General features: G+C 73.3%; 15 protein-coding genes. 10 read left to right on the top strand and 5 right to left on the bottom strand.

Translation table 11 applies throughout. The features are described 5' to 3' along the window. Positions 1 to 145 precede the first annotated feature (145 nt). Positions 146 to 1,351 carry a cytochrome P450 gene (locus ACI79D_RS18640; RefSeq protein WP_456919962.1) on the bottom strand — a complete coding sequence of 402 codons (1,206 nt, stop codon included), beginning with the start codon at positions 1,349 to 1,351 and terminating at the stop codon, positions 146 to 148. Positions 1,352 to 1,440: 89 nt separating this feature from the next. On the opposite strand from ACI79D_RS18640, the gene ACI79D_RS18635 reads away from it, so the two are divergent. The 8 genes from ACI79D_RS18635 to araA all read left to right on the top strand — a co-directional run bounded on the left by ACI79D_RS18635 (position 1,441) and on the right by araA (position 11,996). Continuing rightward, positions 1,441 to 2,388: a DUF5926 family protein gene (locus ACI79D_RS18635; RefSeq protein ID WP_456919961.1), complete on the top strand. Its 948-nt coding sequence runs from the start codon at positions 1,441 to 1,443 to the stop codon at positions 2,386 to 2,388. 395 nt (positions 2,389 to 2,783) lie between these two features. Next, positions 2,784 to 3,938 (top strand): multiple monosaccharide ABC transporter substrate-binding protein, encoded by a 1,155-nt coding sequence (gene chvE, locus ACI79D_RS18630; RefSeq protein ID WP_456919960.1) that lies wholly within the window; start codon positions 2,784 to 2,786, stop codon positions 3,936 to 3,938. A gap of 176 nt (positions 3,939 to 4,114) precedes the next feature. Further along, on the top strand, positions 4,115 to 5,653 hold the full coding sequence (gene mmsA, locus ACI79D_RS18625) for a multiple monosaccharide ABC transporter ATP-binding protein (RefSeq protein WP_456919959.1): 1,539 nt from the start codon (positions 4,115 to 4,117) through the stop codon (positions 5,651 to 5,653). After that, positions 5,650 to 6,897 carry a multiple monosaccharide ABC transporter permease gene (gene mmsB, locus ACI79D_RS18620; protein WP_456919958.1) on the top strand — a complete coding sequence of 416 codons (1,248 nt, stop codon included), beginning with the start codon at positions 5,650 to 5,652 and terminating at the stop codon, positions 6,895 to 6,897. Before mmsA ends, mmsB begins: the two co-directional genes overlap by 4 nt. Before the next feature lie 80 nt (positions 6,898 to 6,977). Further along, positions 6,978 to 8,015 carry a LacI family DNA-binding transcriptional regulator gene (locus ACI79D_RS18615; RefSeq protein WP_456919957.1) on the top strand — a complete coding sequence of 346 codons (1,038 nt, stop codon included), beginning with the start codon at positions 6,978 to 6,980 and terminating at the stop codon, positions 8,013 to 8,015. A gap of 105 nt (positions 8,016 to 8,120) precedes the next feature. After that, the gene (locus tag ACI79D_RS18610) at positions 8,121 to 9,797 is read left to right on the top strand and encodes a xylulokinase (RefSeq protein ID WP_456919956.1); all 1,677 of its coding nucleotides are present in this window, start codon (positions 8,121 to 8,123) and stop codon (positions 9,795 to 9,797) included. Further along, positions 9,794 to 10,474 carry an L-ribulose-5-phosphate 4-epimerase gene (locus tag ACI79D_RS18605; RefSeq protein WP_456919955.1) on the top strand — a complete coding sequence of 227 codons (681 nt, stop codon included), beginning with the start codon at positions 9,794 to 9,796 and terminating at the stop codon, positions 10,472 to 10,474. Before ACI79D_RS18610 ends, ACI79D_RS18605 begins: the two co-directional genes overlap by 4 nt. 10 nt (positions 10,475 to 10,484) lie before the next feature. After that, the gene (araA, locus tag ACI79D_RS18600) at positions 10,485 to 11,996 is read left to right on the top strand and encodes an L-arabinose isomerase (RefSeq protein ID WP_456919954.1); all 1,512 of its coding nucleotides are present in this window, start codon (positions 10,485 to 10,487) and stop codon (positions 11,994 to 11,996) included. Positions 11,997 to 12,116: 120 nt separating this feature from the next. Here araA and ACI79D_RS18595 read toward each other — a convergent pair whose 3' ends face one another. The 3 genes from ACI79D_RS18595 to ACI79D_RS18585 all read right to left on the bottom strand — a co-directional run bounded on the left by ACI79D_RS18595 (position 12,117) and on the right by ACI79D_RS18585 (position 15,106). Continuing rightward, the gene (locus ACI79D_RS18595; RefSeq protein WP_456919953.1) at positions 12,117 to 13,184 is read right to left on the bottom strand and encodes an NAD(P)-dependent alcohol dehydrogenase; all 1,068 of its coding nucleotides are present in this window, start codon (positions 13,182 to 13,184) and stop codon (positions 12,117 to 12,119) included. A 167-nt stretch (positions 13,185 to 13,351) separates the two neighbouring features. Beyond that, complete coding sequence (locus ACI79D_RS18590; RefSeq protein WP_456919952.1) at positions 13,352 to 14,584, bottom strand: arginine deiminase; 1,233 nt, start codon at positions 14,582 to 14,584, stop codon at positions 13,352 to 13,354. Positions 14,585 to 14,635: 51 nt separating this feature from the next. Beyond that, positions 14,636 to 15,106, bottom strand: a complete 471-nt coding sequence (locus ACI79D_RS18585; protein ID WP_456919951.1) for a DUF7144 family membrane protein — start codon at positions 15,104 to 15,106, stop codon at positions 14,636 to 14,638. Positions 15,107 to 15,290: 184 nt separating this feature from the next. Between ACI79D_RS18585 and ACI79D_RS18580 the strand changes: the two genes are divergently transcribed. Both ACI79D_RS18580 and ACI79D_RS18575 read left to right on the top strand, forming a co-directional pair. After that, positions 15,291 to 16,058: an SDR family oxidoreductase gene (locus ACI79D_RS18580; RefSeq protein ID WP_456919950.1), complete on the top strand. Its 768-nt coding sequence runs from the start codon at positions 15,291 to 15,293 to the stop codon at positions 16,056 to 16,058. Positions 16,059 to 16,061: 3 nt separating this feature from the next. Next, on the top strand, positions 16,062 to 16,661 hold the full coding sequence (locus ACI79D_RS18575; RefSeq protein WP_456919949.1) for a hypothetical protein: 600 nt from the start codon (positions 16,062 to 16,064) through the stop codon (positions 16,659 to 16,661). A gap of 6 nt (positions 16,662 to 16,667) precedes the next feature. On the opposite strand, the gene ACI79D_RS18570 is transcribed toward ACI79D_RS18575, so the two are convergent. Continuing rightward, positions 16,668 to 18,374: an FAD-binding oxidoreductase gene (locus ACI79D_RS18570; RefSeq protein ID WP_456919948.1), complete on the bottom strand. Its 1,707-nt coding sequence runs from the start codon at positions 18,372 to 18,374 to the stop codon at positions 16,668 to 16,670. Between the last annotated feature and the right edge of the window lie 6 nt (positions 18,375 to 18,380).

Genomic DNA, 18,380 nt, shown 5'->3' with positions numbered 1-18,380 from the left:
GATCTACCGCACCTTGTCCGGGTGAGGCGCCCTGCGAGGCGGTCCGAGGAGTGGGGGCCGGAGGCTCTCGCGACGAGGACCGGGAAGGGCTCAGGGCAGCTGGGGGACGGCACCTGGCCGCGGTTGGAGGCCGGAGGCCGACAGATCAGCGGAGCACCACGGGCAGTCCGGCCAGGCCGCGGATGACGAACTCCGGGCGGCGCACCGGCTCACCGCCCAGCTCCAGCCGCGAGGTGCGGTCCAGCAGCGCACCGAACGAGGCCTGCAGCTCGACGCGGGTCAGCGGCGCGCCGATGCAGAAGTGGACGCCGGCGCCGAAGGAGATGTGCGGGTTGTCCGGGCGGCCCACGTCGAGGGTGTCCGGGTCGGCGAAGACGGCGGGGTCGCGGTTGGCCGCCCCCAGCAGCGCGGCGATCTTCTGGCCCTGCCGCACGGTCGCGCCGCCGATCTCGACGTCGGCGCCGGCGGTGCGCTCGAACAGCTGCAGCGGCGAGTCGAAGCGCATCAGCTCCTCGATCGCGGTGGGCAGCAGGCCGCGGTCGGCGCGGAGCCGGGCCAGCTGGTCGGGGGAGCGCAGCAACGCCAGCAGCCCGTTGCCGGTCACGTTGACCGTCGCCTCGTGGCCCGCGTTGAGCAGCAGGATGCAGGTGGTGACCAGCTCGTCCTCGGTCAGCCGGTCGCCGTCGGCGTCCCGGACGCTCACCAGGTGGCTGACCAGGTCCTCCCCGAGGTGCCGTCGCCGGTCGGCGGCCAGCTCGCGGAGGTAGGTGACGAACTCGTCCGCCGCCCGCTCGGCCGCCTCCTCGACGGCCGCGGTCCGCCCGTACTCGTACATCTTCACGATCGCGTTCGACCACGGCCGCAGCAGCGGCCGGTCGACCTGGGGGACGCCGAGCAGCTCGGCGATGACGTCGACCGGCAGCTGCTCGGCCATGCCGGAGAGGACGTCGACCGGCTCGCTGCCGCCGGAGCGCTCGACGAGCTCGTCGACCAGCCGGCCGGCGAGGTCCTCGACCCAGGGCCGCAGCCGCTCCACGTGGCCGCGCGCGAACGCGGTGCTGACCAGCCGGCGCAGCCGCGTGTGCGACGGCGGCTCCATCTCCAGGATCGCGTTGCGGTGGATGAGGTTGAAGCTCCCGAACCGCTCCGCCGGCTCCTCGTCCCGCCAGATCCGGCCCAGCCGCCGGTCGCGCAGGACGGCGTTGCTCTCGGCGTGGGTGAACGCCAGCCACAGGCCGAGTCCCTCGTGCCACTGCACCGGCGCCTGTGCCCGTGCCCGGGCGAACGCCGGGTAGGGGTCGGCGACGACGGCGGGGTCGGTGAGGTCGAGCAGCGGGGCGATGCTGGTCACGCCCGGAGCCTAGGAGGCCCCGTCCAGAGGCTCCCGCCGAGCTCGCGAGGGGGGAGGGGGGCGGGAGTCCTTGTCACTACCCTCGTCCCATGGCCCGCTCCGCGACCCGCAAGCGCTCCGCTGCCCCCGCCGCGTCGTCCGCCACGGACGGCGGCGTCAACCCGAAGGCGCCCTGCCCGTGCGGCTCGGGCCGCCGCTACAAGCACTGCCACGGCTCGGGCTACGCGCCGCCGGTGACCCGGCCCTTCGAGGGGCTGCCCGGTGAGCCGCACTGGGTCGCCCTGCGCGAGCTGGTGCCCGCGGCCACCGTGCCGCTGAAGACCACCGACGGCCGGGACCTCACCCTGGCCAGCGTCCTGCCCGGCGGCGCTCCCGCGCTGGTGCGGGCCAACGGCGAGATCCTGCTCGGCGTCCAGCTGCAGACCTCCTCCGACGACGTCAGCCGCGACCTCGGGACGGCGCTGGCGGCGGCCCTCGAGGCGCCCACCGGTGCCCCGGTCGACCCCGGTCCCATCGGCGGCACCGGCTCGGCCGGGCCGCGACTGCAGGAGCTGCTCGACCTCGACGCCCCCTTCGAGGTCACCGTGCACCCCGACTTCGGTTTCTGGCTGGAGGGCACCGAGCCGTCGGCGGCGGCGCGCGCCGGGCTCGAGCAGGCCAACGCCGCGGTGCTGCCCACCGAACTGCTGCCCGGCCTGGGCGCGGCGTACTGGGTGCGCCCCTCGGCCGAGCGGGCGCACCTGCGCTGGGTGCGTCCGGAGCCGGAGGAGCGGCTGCTCGACGCGCTGGCCCGGCTGCGGGCGGCCGAGCAGGTCACCCTCGGCGAGGGCACCCGGTACGCCGGCGCCTTCCGCGCCCACGGCCTCGTCGTCCCCGTGTGGGACCTGCCCGCCGACACCCCGGCCGCCGACTGGACCGACGCGGCCACCGCGTTCCAGGCCCGGCTGGAGCAGGCCCTGGCCGCGACCGAGCCGCTCACCGCCGACGAGCGTCGCGCCCGCGCCGGCCTGCTCTCCCGCCAGATCACCCTGCGCTGAGCTCTGCCGCACCGGCGGCGGGCACCACCTCCGGACGCTCGTGCTCTGCCCACCCCGGTGGGCAGGGCACGAGCCCGCCGGGTGACGGTGCGGCCTCTCCTCGAGCTCTGCCCACGGTCGTGGGCAGAGCTCGACTGCGTTCCGGGGAGATCTCGCGGGCGGTCGTCGACGACCCGAGGAGCGGCGGATGTTACTCCCCAGTAGGGCCATTTGCGACGCAGGGCCATGCGCCGCGGACGCATTGCACCCGAAGGACTGTGGCGTTACGAGACCGTGACGATGGATTGGCGGCGAGGGGTTGACGACCCCCCGTTGTTAACGCTCACACTTGTGCCGCTCGCCACGGGCGGGCCTGCGCCGGGTCGAGCGCGCAGAAATCTCGAGGAGGAGATCACGTGAGCAGAAGGCTCGGCTTCGCCGCGGTCAGCGCCACCCTGGCGCTCACGCTGGCGGCGTGCGGCGGCGAGGGTGCCGGCGGCAGTGGGGGTGCCGGTGGCGGCACCGAGGCGGAGGACCTGACGATCGGCGTCTCGATGCCGACCCAGACCTCCGAGCGCTGGATCGCCGACGGCAACAACGTCAAGGAGCAGCTGGAGGGCGAGGGCTACACCGTCGACCTGCAGTACGCCAACGACGACATCCCGACCCAGTCCCAGCAGATCGACCAGATGATCACCGAGGGTGCCGACATCCTCGTCATCGCGGCGATCGACGGCACCGCGCTCTCCGGCCAGCTGGAGAACGCCGCCTCCAACAACATCCCGGTCATCTCGTACGACCGGCTCATCCGCGACAGCGAGAACGTCGACTTCTACGTCAGCTTCGACAACTTCCAGGTCGGTGTCGCGCAGGGCAACGCGCTGCTCACCGGTCTCGGCCTGCTCAACGAGGACGGCTCGCCCGGCTCCGCCACCGGTCCGTTCAACATCGAGCTGTTCGCCGGCTCGCTGGACGACAACAACGCGCACTTCTTCTTCGACGGTGCGATGTCGGTCCTGCAGCCCAAGATCGACGACGGCACCCTGGTGGTGAAGTCGGGCCAGACCAACATCGAGCAGGTCGCCATCCTGCGGTGGCAGCAGGAGACCGCCCAGCGGCGGATGGAGGACCTGCTGACCTCCACCTACAACGACGGCTCGCGCGTCGACGGCGTCCTCTCGCCCTACGACGGCCTGTCCCGCGGCATCATCACCGCGCTGCAGAACGCCGGTTACGGCCCGAACCTGGACTCGCAGCCGAACCCGATGCCGCCCGTCACGGGGCAGGACGCCGAGATCGCCTCGGTCAAGCTGATCGCCGACGGGGTCCAGAGCTCCACGGTCTTCAAGGACACCCGTCAGCTGGCCGAGCAGGCCGTCAAGGCCGCGCAGGCGTTCGCCGAGGGCAACGAGCCCGAGGCCAACGACACGGAGACCTACGACAACGGCGTGAAGGTCGTCCCGTCGTACCTCCTCCCGGTCGTGACGGTCTACGCGGACAACATCCAGTCCGAACTGATCGACACCGGCTACTGGACGGCCGACGAGGTCGCCAGGGGTCAGGCCGACTGACCTCGCACCCCCGAGTCCCGGCCGGGCTCGGCAGCACCCGCTGCCGGGCCCGGCCGGCACCACCGGGACGACGTCCCGACCTGCCCGCCTGCCGCGGCGGGAGCACACTCTCACCACCATCCGCGGCGCACCCCCGTGCCTGACGAGGGGCACCGACGACCGGACGACGAGGTCCCATGGACGACTACATCCTGGAGATGCGCTCCATCACCAAGACGTTCCCCGGCGTGAAGGCGCTGTCGGACGTCAACCTGAAGGTCCGCCGCGGCGAGATCCACGCCATCTGCGGTGAGAACGGCGCCGGGAAGTCGACGCTGATGAAGGTCCTGTCGGGCGTCCACCCGGCCGGCAGCTACGACGGCGAGATCCTCTACGACGGCAACGCCAGCCGCTTCCACGGCATCCGCGACAGCGAGCACGTCGGCATCGTGATCATCCACCAGGAACTCGCCCTGGTGCCCTACCTGTCCATCGCGGAGAACATCTTCCTGGGCAACGAGATCCGCGGCCGCGGCGGGCTCATCGACTGGAACAAGGCCAACGCCGAGGCCGCGCGGCTGCTGGACGAGGTCGGCCTGCGGGAGAACGCGGTCACCCCGGTCGGTCAGCTCGGCGTCGGCAAGCAGCAGCTCGTCGAGATCGCCAAGGCGCTGTCCAAGGACGTCAAGCTGCTGATCCTCGACGAGCCGACCGCCGCGCTCAACGACAACGACTCCGCGCACCTGCTCGACCTGCTGCGCCGCCTCCGCGAGCGCGGCATCACCTGCATCATGATCTCGCACAAGCTCAACGAGATCACCGCGATCGCCGACAACGTCACCGTCATCCGTGACGGCAAGACGGTCGAGACGCTGAGCCTGCACGCCGGCGAGGTCACCCAGGAGCGGATCATCCGCGGGATGGTCGGCCGCGACCTCGAGAGCTACTACCCCGAGCGCGAGTCGCACCCGGGCGAGGAGGTCCTCCGCGTCGAGGACTGGACCGTCTGGCACCCGACGCAGGACCGGAAGATCGTCGAGAACGCCAGCTTCTACGTCCGCGCCGGGGAGGTCGTCGGCATCGCCGGCCTCATGGGCGCCGGGCGCACCGAGCTCGCCATGAGCATCTTCGGCCGTGCGTACGGGCGGAACATCTCGGGTCGGCTCTTCGTGCACGGCAAGGAGATCCGGCCCCGCAACGTCTCCGAGGCGATCGACGCCGGGATCGCCTATGCGACCGAGGACCGCAAGCACTACGGCCTCAACCTCATCGAGGACATCCGGCGCAACGTCTCCGCCGCCGCCCTGGACAAGCTCGCCAGCAAGGGCTTCGTCAACGGCAACGAGGAGATCAAGGTCGCCGAGGGCTACCGGAAGAGCATGAACGTCAAGGCGCCCAGCGTCACCTCGGTCGTCGGCAAGCTCTCGGGCGGGAACCAGCAGAAGGTCGTGCTGTCCAAGTGGCTCTACACCGACCCCGAGGTGCTGATCCTCGACGAGCCGACCCGCGGCATCGACGTGGGCGCGAAGTACGAGATCTACACGATCATCAACCGGCTCGTCGCCGACGGTAAGGCGGTGCTCGTCATCTCGTCCGAGCTGCCCGAGCTGCTCGGCATCTGTGACCGGATCTACACGCTGTCGGCGGGCCGGATCACCGGTGAGCGGCCGGTCAGCGAGGCCACCCAGGAGAACCTGATGGAGCTCATGACCAAGGAGAAGGAGCTCGCGGCATGACCAGGACCGCGCCGTCGCGCCCGGAGACCCCACCGCAGGAGCCGGCCCAGACCGCCGCGCTCCACACCGGGACCAGCAACCTCAAGGAACTGGTCACCCGCAACCTGCGGCAGAGCGGCATCTACGTCGCCTTCGTGGTGATCATCGCGCTGTTCGCGATCCTCACCGACGGCACCTCGCTGAGCCCCGGCAACGTCACCAACATCGTCCTGCAGTACAGCTACATCCTGATCCTGGCCATCGGCATGGTCATCGTGATCATCGCCGGGCACATCGACCTGTCCGTCGGGTCGGTCGTCGCGCTGACCGGGGCGACCTCCGCCGTCCTGGTGATCCGGCACGGCATGCCGTGGTGGGTCGGCGTCCTCGCCGCGCTCGCCGTCGGCCTCGCGATCGGTGCGTGGCAGGGCTTCTGGGTGGCCTACGTCGGCATCCCGGCCTTCATCGTCACCCTCGCCGGTATGCTGCTGTTCCGCGGCCTCACACTGCAGGTGCTCGACAACATCTCGCTGTCCCCGTTCCCGAGCGAGTACGGCAAGATCGCCAGTGGCTTCCTCAACGGCCTCATCGGCGGCGACGGCTACGACGCCTTCACCCTGCTCATCGGGGTGATCGCCGTCGCCGGCTACGCGTTCAGCAGCTTCCGCACCCGCCTGGCTCGGGTGAGGTACCAGCAGCCGGTCGAGTCCTTCCCGCTGTTCGTGGCGAAGATCGTCCTCGTCGGCGCGGTGGTCATGTGGTTCGCCTGGCAGCTGGCGCACGCCCGCGGTCTGCCGATCGTGCTGATCATCCTGGCCGTGCTGATCATCACCTACGGCATCGTCACCAACCGGACCGTCTTCGGCCGCCAGGTGTACGCGATCGGCGGCAACCTCGCGGCGGCGACCCTGTCGGGCGTCAAGGTCCGGGCGGTCAACTTCTGGATCTTCGTCAACATGGGCTTCCTGGCCGGTGTGGCCGGCGTCGTCTTCTCGTCCCGGTCGAACGGGGCCCAGCCGGCGGCGGGCAACATGTTCGAGCTCGACGCGATCGCCGCCTGCTTCATCGGTGGCGCGGCCGTCACCGGCGGTGTGGGCACCGTCGTCGGCGCCATGGTCGGTGGTCTGATCATGGCCGTCATGAGCAACGGCATGCAGCTCATGGGCATCGACCAGTCCATCCAGTCGGTGGTCAAGGGCCTGGTCCTGCTCCTCGCCGTGGCCTTCGACGTCTACAACAAGCGGCGGGCCGGCGCCTCGCGCTGACCTCCCGGGCGGCCCCGCGGACGACAGCCGCGGGGCCGCCCGTGCCGGTGCGGGGCGACGGCGCCCCGTCGAAGAGAGGGGTGACGGTGGAGCCCGAGGGGGCGACCCGTGCGCTGGTCATGTCGGACGTCGCCGTCCGTGCCGGGGTCTCGCACCAGACCGTCTCCCGCGTCATCAACGGCCACCGCAACGTCGCACCGCAGACCCGTGAACGGGTGGAGCGGGCGATCCGCGAGCTGGGCTACCGGCCCAACACCGCGGCGCGGGCGCTGGTGACCGGGTCGACCCGCACGATCGGCTTCGTCACGGTCAACATCAACCAGTACGGGCCGGCGCAGACCCTGGTCGGCCTGGAGCAGGCCGCGCGCACCGCGGGGTACTCGCTGTCGGTGACCGTCCTGGACGAGGCCACCGCGGAGGCGATGCGCGCGGCGGTGGACCGGTTCGTGGGGGCGTCGGTCGACGCGGTCGTCGCGCTGGCCACCTACGACGACGCGGTGGAGGCGCTGCACCAGGTGGACGTGCCCCTGCCGCTGGTCACCGTGCAGAGCGGCGGCGCCGTCGAGGAGCCCGCGGTGGGCGTCGACCAGGTGGCCGGCGCCCGGCTGGCCACGCGTCACCTGCTCGACCTCGGCCACCGGACGGTGCACCACGTGACCGGGCCGGCCGACTCCAAGGAGGCCCGGGACCGCATCGCCGGCTGGCGGGCCGAGCTGCAGGCGGCCGGTGCCGAGGTGCCGGCCCACGTGGGCGGCGACTGGACGCCGTCGTCGGGGTACGCGGCCGGCCGGCAGCTGGCCGCCCGCCTCCGGGACGGCGAGGAGATCACCGCGGTCTTCCTGGCCAACGACCAGATGGCGCTCGGGCTGCTCGCGGCCCTGCACGAGGAGGGCCTCGAGTCGCCGCGCGACGTCAGCGTCGTCGGCTTCGACGACCTGCCCGAGTCGCCCTACTTCACCCCGCCCCTCACCACCGTCCGGCAGGACTTCGCCGAGCTCGGCCGTCGCGGGGTCGAGCTGGTGCTCGCCCGGCTCCAGGGCGTGGAGCTGCACCCCGATCCCGTCCCGCCGGCCCTCCTGGTGCGGGCCAGCACCGGGCCGGCGCCGCACCAGGCATGAGGACGTCGCGCATGTTAGCGCTAACATCAGGCCCTGCGCCGCGACCGTGGTCGACCGGAGCGCTGGACGCAGGCCTGTCATCCGTAGGCGGGAGGGTCTCCTGACATGACGATGGACGTCGGCGCCGCGATCACCGAGGGGCGCACGGCCCTGGGGATCGAGCTCGGATCGACCCGGATCAAGGCGGTGCTGATCGGTCCGGACCACGCTCCGCTCGCCGTCGGCACCCACGACTGGGAGAACCAGTTCGTGGACCGGCTGTGGACGTACTCGCTGGACGCGGTCTGGGCGGGGGTGCAGGACAGCGTCGCGGCCCTGACGGCCGACGTGCGGCGGCGGCACGGGGTCGACCTGACCACGGTCGGTGCCCTGGGCGTGTCGGCGATGATGCACGGCTACCTGGCGTTCGACGCCGCCGGTGAGCTGCTGACGCCGTTCCGGACCTGGCGCAACACGAACACGGGGGAGTCGGCCGAGCGGCTCAGTGCGGAGTTCGGCCACAACATCCCGCACCGGTGGAGCGTGGCCCACCTCTACCAGGCGATCCTCGACGGCGAGGAGCACGTCGGCCGGCTGGACCACCTGACGACCCTGGCCGGCTACGTGCACTGGCGGCTCACCGGCGAGAAGGTGCTCGGCGTCGGCGACGCCAGCGGCGTGTTCCCGATCGACAGCGAGACCGGCGGATACCACGCCGCGATGCTGACCCGGTTCGACGAGCTCGCGGCCGAGGCGGGGGTGGAGCTGACCCTGGCGGACCTGCTGCCGGCGATCGCCGTCGCCGGCCAGCCGGCCGGCACGCTGACCGAGGCGGGCGCGGAGCTGCTCGACCCCACCGGGCGGCTGCGACCCGGCATCCCGCTCTGCCCGCCCGAGGGGGATGCGGGAACGGGGATGGTCGCCACCAACTCGGTCGCTCCGCGCACCGGCAACGTCTCCGCCGGGACGAGCATCTTCGCCATGGTCGTGCTCGAGCACGAGCTCAGCCGGATGCACCGCGAACTCGACCTGGTCACCACGCCGGCCGGGGACCCGGTGGCCATGGTGCACTGCAACAACGGGGCCAGTGAGCTGAACGCGTGGGTCGGGCTGTTCGCCGAGTTCGCCCTGGCGCTGGGTGTGGCGGCCGACCCGTCGACCGTCTTCGAGACCCTGTTCGCCGCCGCGCTCGGTGGTGCCAGCGACTGCGGCGGGCTGTTGGCCTACAACTACCTCTCCGGTGAGCCGATCACCGACTTCGAGGAGGGGCGGCCGCTGTTCGTGCGGTCCCCGGACAGCAGGTTCGACCTCGCCACCTTCATGCGGACGCACCTGTTCGCATCCCTGGCCACCCTGCGGATCGGCATGGACGTGCTGCTGGAGACCGAGGGCGTGCGGCTCGACGGGATGTTCGCGCACGGGGGGCTGTTCAAGACCAGGGGCGTGGCGCAGCGCTTCCTGGCCGCGGCGATCGACACGCCGGTGTCGGTCGGTGACGTCGCGGCCGAGGGCGGCGCCTGGGGGATGGCCGTCCTCGCCGCCTTCGCCACCCGGCGCGCGCCGGAGCAGAGCCTGGCCGACTACCTGGACACCGTGGTCTTCGCCGACGCCGCGCTGGAGACCGCCGAGCCCGACCCGGTCGACGTCGCGGGTTTCGACGCGTTCGTGCAGCGCTACGTCGCCGCACTCCCGGTCGAGCGGGCCGCCGTGGACCACGTGGGCATCGGCCACCGGCGGGCCGAGCCGCAGAGTTCCGACGCCGAGACGACGGCGTCCGCCCTGACCGAGGAGCGCACCGCATGACCACCACCGAACCGCGCACCGAGCGCGGCACCCTCCGGGCGCAGCGCGAGCACGTCGCCGCCCTGCACAGCGAGCTGACCCGCAACGGCCTGGTCACCTGGACCTCGGGCAACGTCTCCGAGCGGGTGCCCGGCGAGGACCTGTTCGTCATCAAGGGCAGCGGCGTCCTCTACGACGAGCTGACCTGGGAGGGCATCACCGTCTGCGACCTCGACGGGAACGTCGTCGACGGCGTCAAGAAGCCCTCCAGCGACACCGACGCGCACGCCTACGTGTACCGGAACGTGCCCGAGGTCAACGGCCAGGTGCACACCCACAGCCCGTACGCGACCGCCTGGGCCGCCCGGGCCGAGCCGATCCCGTGCGTGCTCACCGCGATGGCCGACGAGTTCGGCGGACCGATCCCGGTCGGGCCGTTCGCGCTGATCGGCGACGACTCCATCGGCCAGGGCATCGTGGCGACCCTGCGCGGCTCGCGCTCGCCGGCGGTGCTCATGCAGAACCACGGCGTGTTCACCATCGGGCCCTCGGCGCGCGCCGCCGTCAAGGCCGCGGTCATGACCGAGGACGTCGCCCGGACGGTGCACCTGTCGCGGCAGCTCGGCGAGCCGCTGCCGATCGCCCAGACCGACATCGACTCCCTCTACGCGCGCTACCAGAACGTCTACGGACAGTGAGGAAGGCTTGATGCGCAAGGACCCGTTCACCGGGCACGAGCTGTGGTTCCTGACGGGCAGCCAGGGCCTGTACGGCGAGGAGACCCTCCAGCAGGTCGCCGAGCAGTCCCAGCGGGTGGCCGCCGCGCTCGACGAGGCCGGTGAGGTCCCCATCCGGGTGGTCTGGAAGCCGGTGCTCACCGACGCCGGCGCCATCCGGCGGGCGATGGGCGAGGCCAACGAGGACCCGGCCTGCGTCGGCGTCATCACCTGGATGCACACCTTCTCCCCGGCGAAGATGTGGATCAGCGGCCTCGACGCGCTGCGCAAGCCGCTGCTGCACCTGCACACCCAGGCCGACGCCGCCCTGCCGTGGGCGACGATCGACATGGACTTCATGAACCTCAACCAGGCCGCCCACGGCGACCGGGAGTACGGGTTCATCCTCACTCGGCTGCGCATGCCGCGGACGACGGTCGCCGGCCACGTCGACGACCCGCGGGTGCGGGCACGGGTCGGGTCGTGGGCCCGGGCCGCCGCCGCGGCGCACGCGGTCCGCTCGCTCAGGCTGGCCCGGTTCGGCGACAACATGCGCAACGTCGCGGTCACCGAGGGGGACAAGGTCGAGGCGGAGATCCGCTTCGGGGTCTCGGTGAACACGTGGGGGGTCAACGACCTGGCCGCCGTGGTGGACGCGGTGGAGGACAAGACCGTCGACGACCTGGTCGAGCAGTACGGCGACCTGTACGAGTTCGCCGAGGACGCCCGCCCGGGCGGTCCGCAGCATGAGGCGGTGCGCTACCAGGCCCGCATCGAGGCGGCGCTGCGCACCTTCCTCGAGGACGGCGGCTTCGGCGCGTTCACCACGAACTTCGAGGACCTCGGCGGGCTGCGCCAGCTGCCGGGGCTGGCCGTCCAGCGGCTGATGGCCGACGGCTACGGCTTCGGCGGCGAGGGCGACTGGAAGACCTCGGTGCTGCTGCACACCCTCAAGGTCGCCGCCGCCGGGCTGCCGGGCGGGACCTCCTTCATGGAGGACTACACCTACCACCTGGCCGCCGACACCCCGAAGATCCTCGGCGCGCACATGCTCGAGGTCTGCCCGACGATCGCCGGGGAGAAGCCGCGGGTGGAGGTGCACCCGCTGTCGATCGGCGGGCGGGAGGACCCCGCGCGGCTGGTGTTCACCGCGGCCCCGGGCGAGGGCGTCGTGGTGGGCTGGTGCGACCTGGGGGACCGGTTCCGCTGGGTGGCCAACGAGATCGACGTCGTCGAGCCCGACGAGCCGCTGCCGAACCTGCCCGTGGCCCGTGCCGTCTGGCAGCCGCGCCCGGACTTCGCGACGGCGACCGAGGGCTGGCTGACCGCCGGCGGGCCGCACCACACGGTGCTGTCGACCGCGCTGGGGGCCGAGGAGCTCACCGACCTCGCCGAGGTGTTCTCCACCGAGCTGGTGCTCATCGACGCGGAGACCACCCGCCGCTCGCTGGCCAAGGAGCTGCGCTGGAGCGCCGCCTACCACCGGCTGGCGCAGGGGCTGTAGCCGCTCGGCGCCCCGTCCTGCCGGACGGCGCGCCCCTCCCCCTCGGGGAGCTCGTGCTCTGCGTGCACGTGGGAAGCAGAGCACGAGCTCCTGGCGAGAGGGTGCCTCCGGCCGGGACGGTCAGGCGAAGGAGACGAGCGGCTTGAGGATGCCGTCCTCCTTGGTCTGCATCATCGCGAAGGCACGCTCGATCTCGTCGAAGTCGAACCGGTGGGTGGTCAGCGGGGTCGGGTCGATGCGCCCCGTCTGCAGCAGCCGGAGCAGCCGCCCCATCCGCTCGCTGCCGCCCGGGCACAGCCCGGTGTGGATGGACTTGTCGTTCATGCCCAGCCCGATGCTGTCGAGCGGCAGCTGCAGCGGCGCGGGGTTCTCCCCGTGGTACCCGATGTTGGAGACCCTGCCGCCGGCCTTGGTGACGCGCAGACAGCCCTCGAAGGTCTCCGGGAACCCGAACGCCTCGATGGCCGCGTCGACCCCCTCGCCGCGGGTGAGGTCCATGATCTGCTCGACCGGGTCGCCCTCGGTGAAGTCCACGACGTCGTCCGCGCCGAAGCGCCGGGCCAGGTCCTTCCGCTCGGGCCGCGACTCCACGGCGATCACCCGCCCGGCACCGAGCAGGTTGGCCCCCATCGTCGCGCACAGCCCGACCGGTCCCTGCGCGAACACCGCCACGGTCTCGCCGAGCTGGAGACGGGCGTGCTCGGCTCCCATGAAGCCGGTGGAGAGCATGTCGCAGGTGTAGGCCGCCTGCTCGTCGGTGACGTCGTCCGGTATCGGCGCGAGGTTGGCCGCGGCCGCGGGCACGACGAAGTACTCGGCCATGGTGCCGTCCATCTGCGCGGTGTACCGGTAGCCCCCGAGAGCGCCGCCGCACTGGCTGGGGAACCCTCGCTGGCAGTAGCTGCACCGGAAGCACGGCGTCACGGCGTTGACCGCGACCCGCTGGCCCTCGGTGAACCCGGACACCGCCGAGCCCAGGGCGTGGACCACGCCCACCGACTCGTGGCCCAGCGTGCGCCCGTTCTCGACCGGGAGGGCGCCCTTCACCGTGTGGACGTCGGACGTGCAGACCAATGCCGCCGTCGTCCGGACGACCGCCTCCTCCGGCCCCGGCGTCGGGACGGGCTTCTCCACCACCGCGGTCTTGCCGACCTCGAGCATCACGAACGCGCGCATCACGTCGGCCATGGGGCACTCCTCCGCACCGGATCCCGGAACCGGGCGGCCGAGCGGTGGGCCCGGTCCACGACCCCGTGTCGGGGCCGATGCGCAGGAGGGTGGCAGAACCGGGCACGGCTGCACACCCGCCGCTGCGCGGCCGGTCCGGTCGACGGACCTCGGCCCCGGCGACCGGGCTACAGCGGGCCGCGGGCGACCGGGCAGGACATGCAGCGCGGCCCGCCGCGGCCGCTGCCCAGCTCCGAGCCGGCGATCCGCACCACCTCGATCCCGGCCGCCTCGAGCGCGGCGTTGGTGACGGTGTTGCGCTCGTAGGCGACGGTCAACCGCGGGGCCAGCGCCAGGGTGTTGTTGCCGTCGTCCCACTGCTCGCGCTCGGCGGTGACCGGGTCCAGGCCGGTGTCGATCACCCGCAGCCGGTCGATGCCCATGGCCGCGGCAGCCGCCTCGAGGAACGGTGCGGGCCCGCGGACGGTCAGGTCGGTCGTGTCCTCGTCATCCGGCGGAACCTCGCCGGTGACCGTCCAGGCCACCAGGGTGTCGGCAACCGCGGGGTACATCACCAGCGCGTCGACGTCGACCATCGTGGCGATGGTGTCCAGGTGCATGGTCGCCCGCTGCTGGGCGATCGGGACGACGAGCACCGTGTGCGCCAGCCCGCGGGCGAACAGCCGCCGCGCCAGCCGTTCCGCGCCGCCCGGCGTCGTCCGCTCGCCCACCCCCACCGCCACCACGCCCGGCGACATCAGCAGCACGTCGCCGCCCTCGAGGTGCTCCAGCGAGGCGTCGTAGAGCTGGGCGGCGCCGGCGAAGCGCGGGTGGTGGGCGTAGACCGCGGCGGTGATGGTGCTCTCGCGGTGCCGGGCGGGCATCGCCAGGGAGGTGACCGCCACCTGGTCGCCGACCCAGACCGACGAGTCGCGGGTGAACAGCAGGTTGGGCAGCGGGGGGACGACGAAGTCGCTGCGGTCCATGAGCTCGTAGGACAGGCCGCGCCCGCCGGGCACCTCGTCGTGCGCCAGCCCGGCGATCAGCGTCCCGGCGAGGTCGTCGGGGGAGAGGCCGGCCAGGTGCGCGGCCGCCGTCCGCTTGAGCGTGGCGCCCAGCCGCGGGTCGTCGACCGCGGCGGCGACCAGCTCGTCCCGCGCGGCCGGGACGGCGAGCACCTCGGCCAGCAGCCGGTCCAGGTACAGCACCTCGACACCGCGGGCGGTCAGCTCGGCGGCGAAGCGGTCGTGCTCCTCCTGCGCCCGCGGCACCCAGGGCACGCCGTCGAAGAGCAGCTGGTCGTTGTTGCGCGGGGTCAGCCGGCGCAGCTCGGCCCCGGGCCGGTGCAGGAGCACCGTCCGCAGCGGGCCGACCTCGCTGGTCGCGCCCAGGACGGCGGTCTCGGCGGCGGGTGCGCTCATGGGGGCAGGCTGGCACACCGGCCGCGCCGGGGCCGCCCGTCCCGGCCGCCGTCACCGGGTCGGGGCGACCTCCCGACCGTGCACGGTGACGGCGTAGATCACCACGACGAGGAACGCGATCACCAGCACCGACCAGACCGGGTAGGCCGGCAGGAACGCCAGGTGCACGAGCGCGCTCACCGCGGCCCACACCACCGCCACGACGCGGGCGACCCGGCTGCCCCGCACCAGGCCCGCGCCGGTGACGATCCCGACCGCGCCGAGGACGACGTGCACCCAGCCCCAGACGGAGTAGTCCACCGCGACGAGCAGGGCGTCGGGCCGCACCACGTAGAAGTCGTCGTTGACCAGTGCGGTGACGCCCTCCATCACCGAGAAGAGGCCGATCAGCACCAGCAGGACCCCGGCGAAGACCACCCACGCCGCCCAGCCGGTCGCCCTGTCGTCTCCGCCGTAGGTGCCGACGTGGGCCTCGGCCTGCCAGTTCGCCTCCGGCTGCCGACTCTGGAAGGCGCTGGTCATGGCGCCGCTCCCTCCCGGGCGGGACCGTCCCGCCCGGTGCATCAGCCTGGCCGTCGCCTGGGGCGGGCGCCTCACGCGGAGCGGACGATGCGCCGTCCGGGCCCGGGTCGCGCCGGACGGGCCTGGGTAGGGTGCCCGCGCCGGGGGCCGACGACGTCCCCACGACGCCGTGGAGGACGCGCCCGTGGACCTGTTCGACCTGACCGGCAAGGTCGCCGTCGTCACCGGCGGCACCCGCGGCATCGGGCTGATGATGGCCAGCGGCCTGCTGCAGGCCGGGGCGTCGGTCTACGTCAGCTCCCGCAAGGCCGACGCCGGGGAGGCCGCGGTCGCCGAGCTGTCGCGGTACGGCACGGTGGCGTCGATCCCGGCCGACCTGTCCACCGAGGCCGAGTGCCTGCGCCTGGCCGCCGAGGTCGGCCGCCGCGAGGAGCGGCTGCACGTGCTGGTCAACAACGCCGGGGCGACCTGGGGTGCGCCGCTCGCCGAGTTCCCCGCGTCGGCCTGGGACAAGGTGCTCGACCTCAACCTCAAGGCGCCGTTCTTCCTGACCCGCGCGTTCCTGCCGCTGCTCGAGGCCGCGGCCACCGACGACGACCCGGCCCGCGTGGTCAACGTCGGCAGCATCGACGGGCTGCACGCGCCGACGCTGCCCACCTACTCGTACTCGGCCAGCAAGGCCGGGGTGCACCACCTCACCCGCGTGCTCGCCAAGGAGCTGGGGCCGAGGCGGATCACGGTCAACGCCGTCGCGCCCGGCCCGTTCGAGTCGAAGATGATGGCCGCCACCCTCGCGGCCCACGGCGACGAGATCGCCGCCTCCTCCCCGCTCGGGCGGATCGGCCGGCCCGACGACATGGCCGGCGTCGTGGTGTACCTGAGCAGCCGCGCCGGCGCCTACGTCACCGGCGCGGTCATCCCCGTCGACGGCGGCCGGGCGACCACCCTGTAGCCCGTGCGGCAGGTCTTCGACGGCTGGATCCTGGGCGTCGGCACGACGTCGGGCACCCGCGTCGTCGTCGGGCACTGGCCCCGGTCGCCGCTGGGGGCGCTCTCCGACGTGATGGTGCAGCGCCCCGGCGGGCACCGGGTGCTGCTGGCCCCCTCGCCGGCCGCCGCGGAGTTCATCGCGGCCACGTACGCCTTCGACGAGGTGCGGGTCCTCGACGTGGCCGTCGCCCGGCCCGGCCCGCGGACCTGGACGGTCACGGCCGGGCCGTTGCGGCTCGCCGTCCGCACGGGACGCCGTCCTCCGCTGGGCTGGCTGCTGCGCGCCGTCCCGGCGCCGCTGGCCCGGACCCCCGCGTGGGTGGGCCTGTTGGACCGGCCCGCCCGGCTGCTGATCGGCCTGCGCACCACCGGCTCGGCCGGGAACGGGCGCACCGAGTGGTACGGCGTGCAGGACCTGCACGCGGTGACGGCGGCCGACGGGTCGTGGGACGGCGTCCCGCTGGGCGGGCTGGCGCCGGTCCGCCCGCCGGTCACCTTCGGGTTCGGCTCGGTCCCGCCCCGGCCGAGCGTGGTGCGGGTGACGACGACGGTGCGGCTGCCCTGACCCGGCTCACTCCGGGAGCAGGACGCCGGGGTTGCAGATGCCGCGGGGGTCCAGCCGCTGCTTGACCGCCCGCAGCACCTCCACCCCCAGGGGGCCGATCTCCCGCTCCAGCCACGGGCGGTGGTCGGCTCCGACGGCGTGGTGGTGGGTGAGCGTGCCGCCGGCGGCGACCAGCGCGTCGGTGGCGGCCCGCTTGGCCGTCAGCCACTGCTGGATGGGCAGGTCGTCGTCGCGGTCGGCGACCACGGTGACGTACAGCGAGGCGCCGGTGGGGTAGCCGTGCGACACGTGGGTCATCAGCAGCGGGCGGTGTCCCCGCCGGCCGAGCGACTCGTGCAGCGCCCGGCGGACGGCGTCGTAGACCGTGGGCAGCGCCGTCCAGGTGGCCGCCGTCTCCAGGGTCTCCACCAGCAGGCCGGCGTCGAGCAGGCTGTCGCGGGTGTAGGGGGCGGCGAACCGGTGCCGCCGCCACGACTCCCCGACGCGCCGGCCCAGCCGCGCCGCCCCGGCCTCGCGCAGCACCGACGCCGCGGCCTTCCGGCGGGCACGCACCAGCGGCGGCAGCCCCTCCCAGCCGACGACCAGCAGGCACCCCTGGCGGCGCCGCCGGGCGCGCAGCGAGCCGCGCAGCGCCCGCGCGCCCGGGCCGCCGGCCATGAGCAGGGTGGTGCGGGTCTCGTCGGGGTCGGACAGCCGGACGACGTCGGGCAGCAGGTCGTGCCGCGCCAGCCGCTGCAGCCCGGCCAGCCCCGCCGCCCATGAGCGGAACGACCAGCCCTCGTACTCGCAGGCCCGGGCCTTGGGCCGCACCCGCAGCCGCAGCTCGGTGATCACGCCCAGGGCGCCCTCCGAGCCGAGCGCCAGGCCGAGCAGGTCCGGTCCGGCGGCCGACGCCGGCGGGGAGCCCAGCTCCAGGACCCCGGACGGCGTGGCCAGGGTCAGCCCGGCGACCAGGTCGTCGAAGCGGCCCACGCCGGTGGAGGCCTGCCCCGCCGACCGGGTGGCCGCGTAGCCGCCGAGGGTGGCGTACTCGAAGCTCTGCGGCAGGTGGCCGAGGGTGAGGCCGGAGCGCTCCAGGTGCTCCTCCAGCGCCGGTCCGCGCATGCCCGGGCCGACGGTCACCAGGGACGACGGCACGTCCAGGTCCCGCACCGAGGCCATGCGGCGCACGTCCACCGAGATCGAGGGCCGGTCGTCGGCGTCGATGCCCGACAGCCCGCCGACGACGCTGGTGCCCCCGCCGAAGGGCACGACGACGACCCCCAGCTCACTGCACAGCGCCAGCAGCGCGGCGGTCTCCTCGGTGTCGGCCGGGGTGACGACGGCGTCCGGCGCGTCGGAGGCGTCGCCCTCCCGCCGACGCAGCAGGTCCAGGTAGCTCTTGCCGCCCGCGTGCCGCAGCCGGCTCTCGCGGTCGGTCCGCACGTTCTCCTCGCCGAGCAGCGCGACCAGCCGCTGCCGGCAGTCCTCGGCGAGCCGCGAGGGCGCCACCCGGATCTCGTCGACCGGCACGGGATGGGTCGGCCGCAGGGTCCAGCCCAGCTCCTTGGCCAGGTGCCGGCGCGCCGCCTTGGGCAGCACCTCGGCCAGGTCGGGGAAGGTCGCGAACGCGAGAGCGCCGTCCCCGCCGTCGGCCCCGGCGGTCACCGTCGCGTCGCGCGGGCGGGTGGGCGACCCCCAGCCCTGGATCGTCAGTTCGGGCTGATCGGGCACGGCTAC

This window comes from Geodermatophilus sp. SYSU D00708 (assembly GCF_054050115.1).
This window is presented reverse-complemented; position numbering and strand designations above follow the sequence as displayed.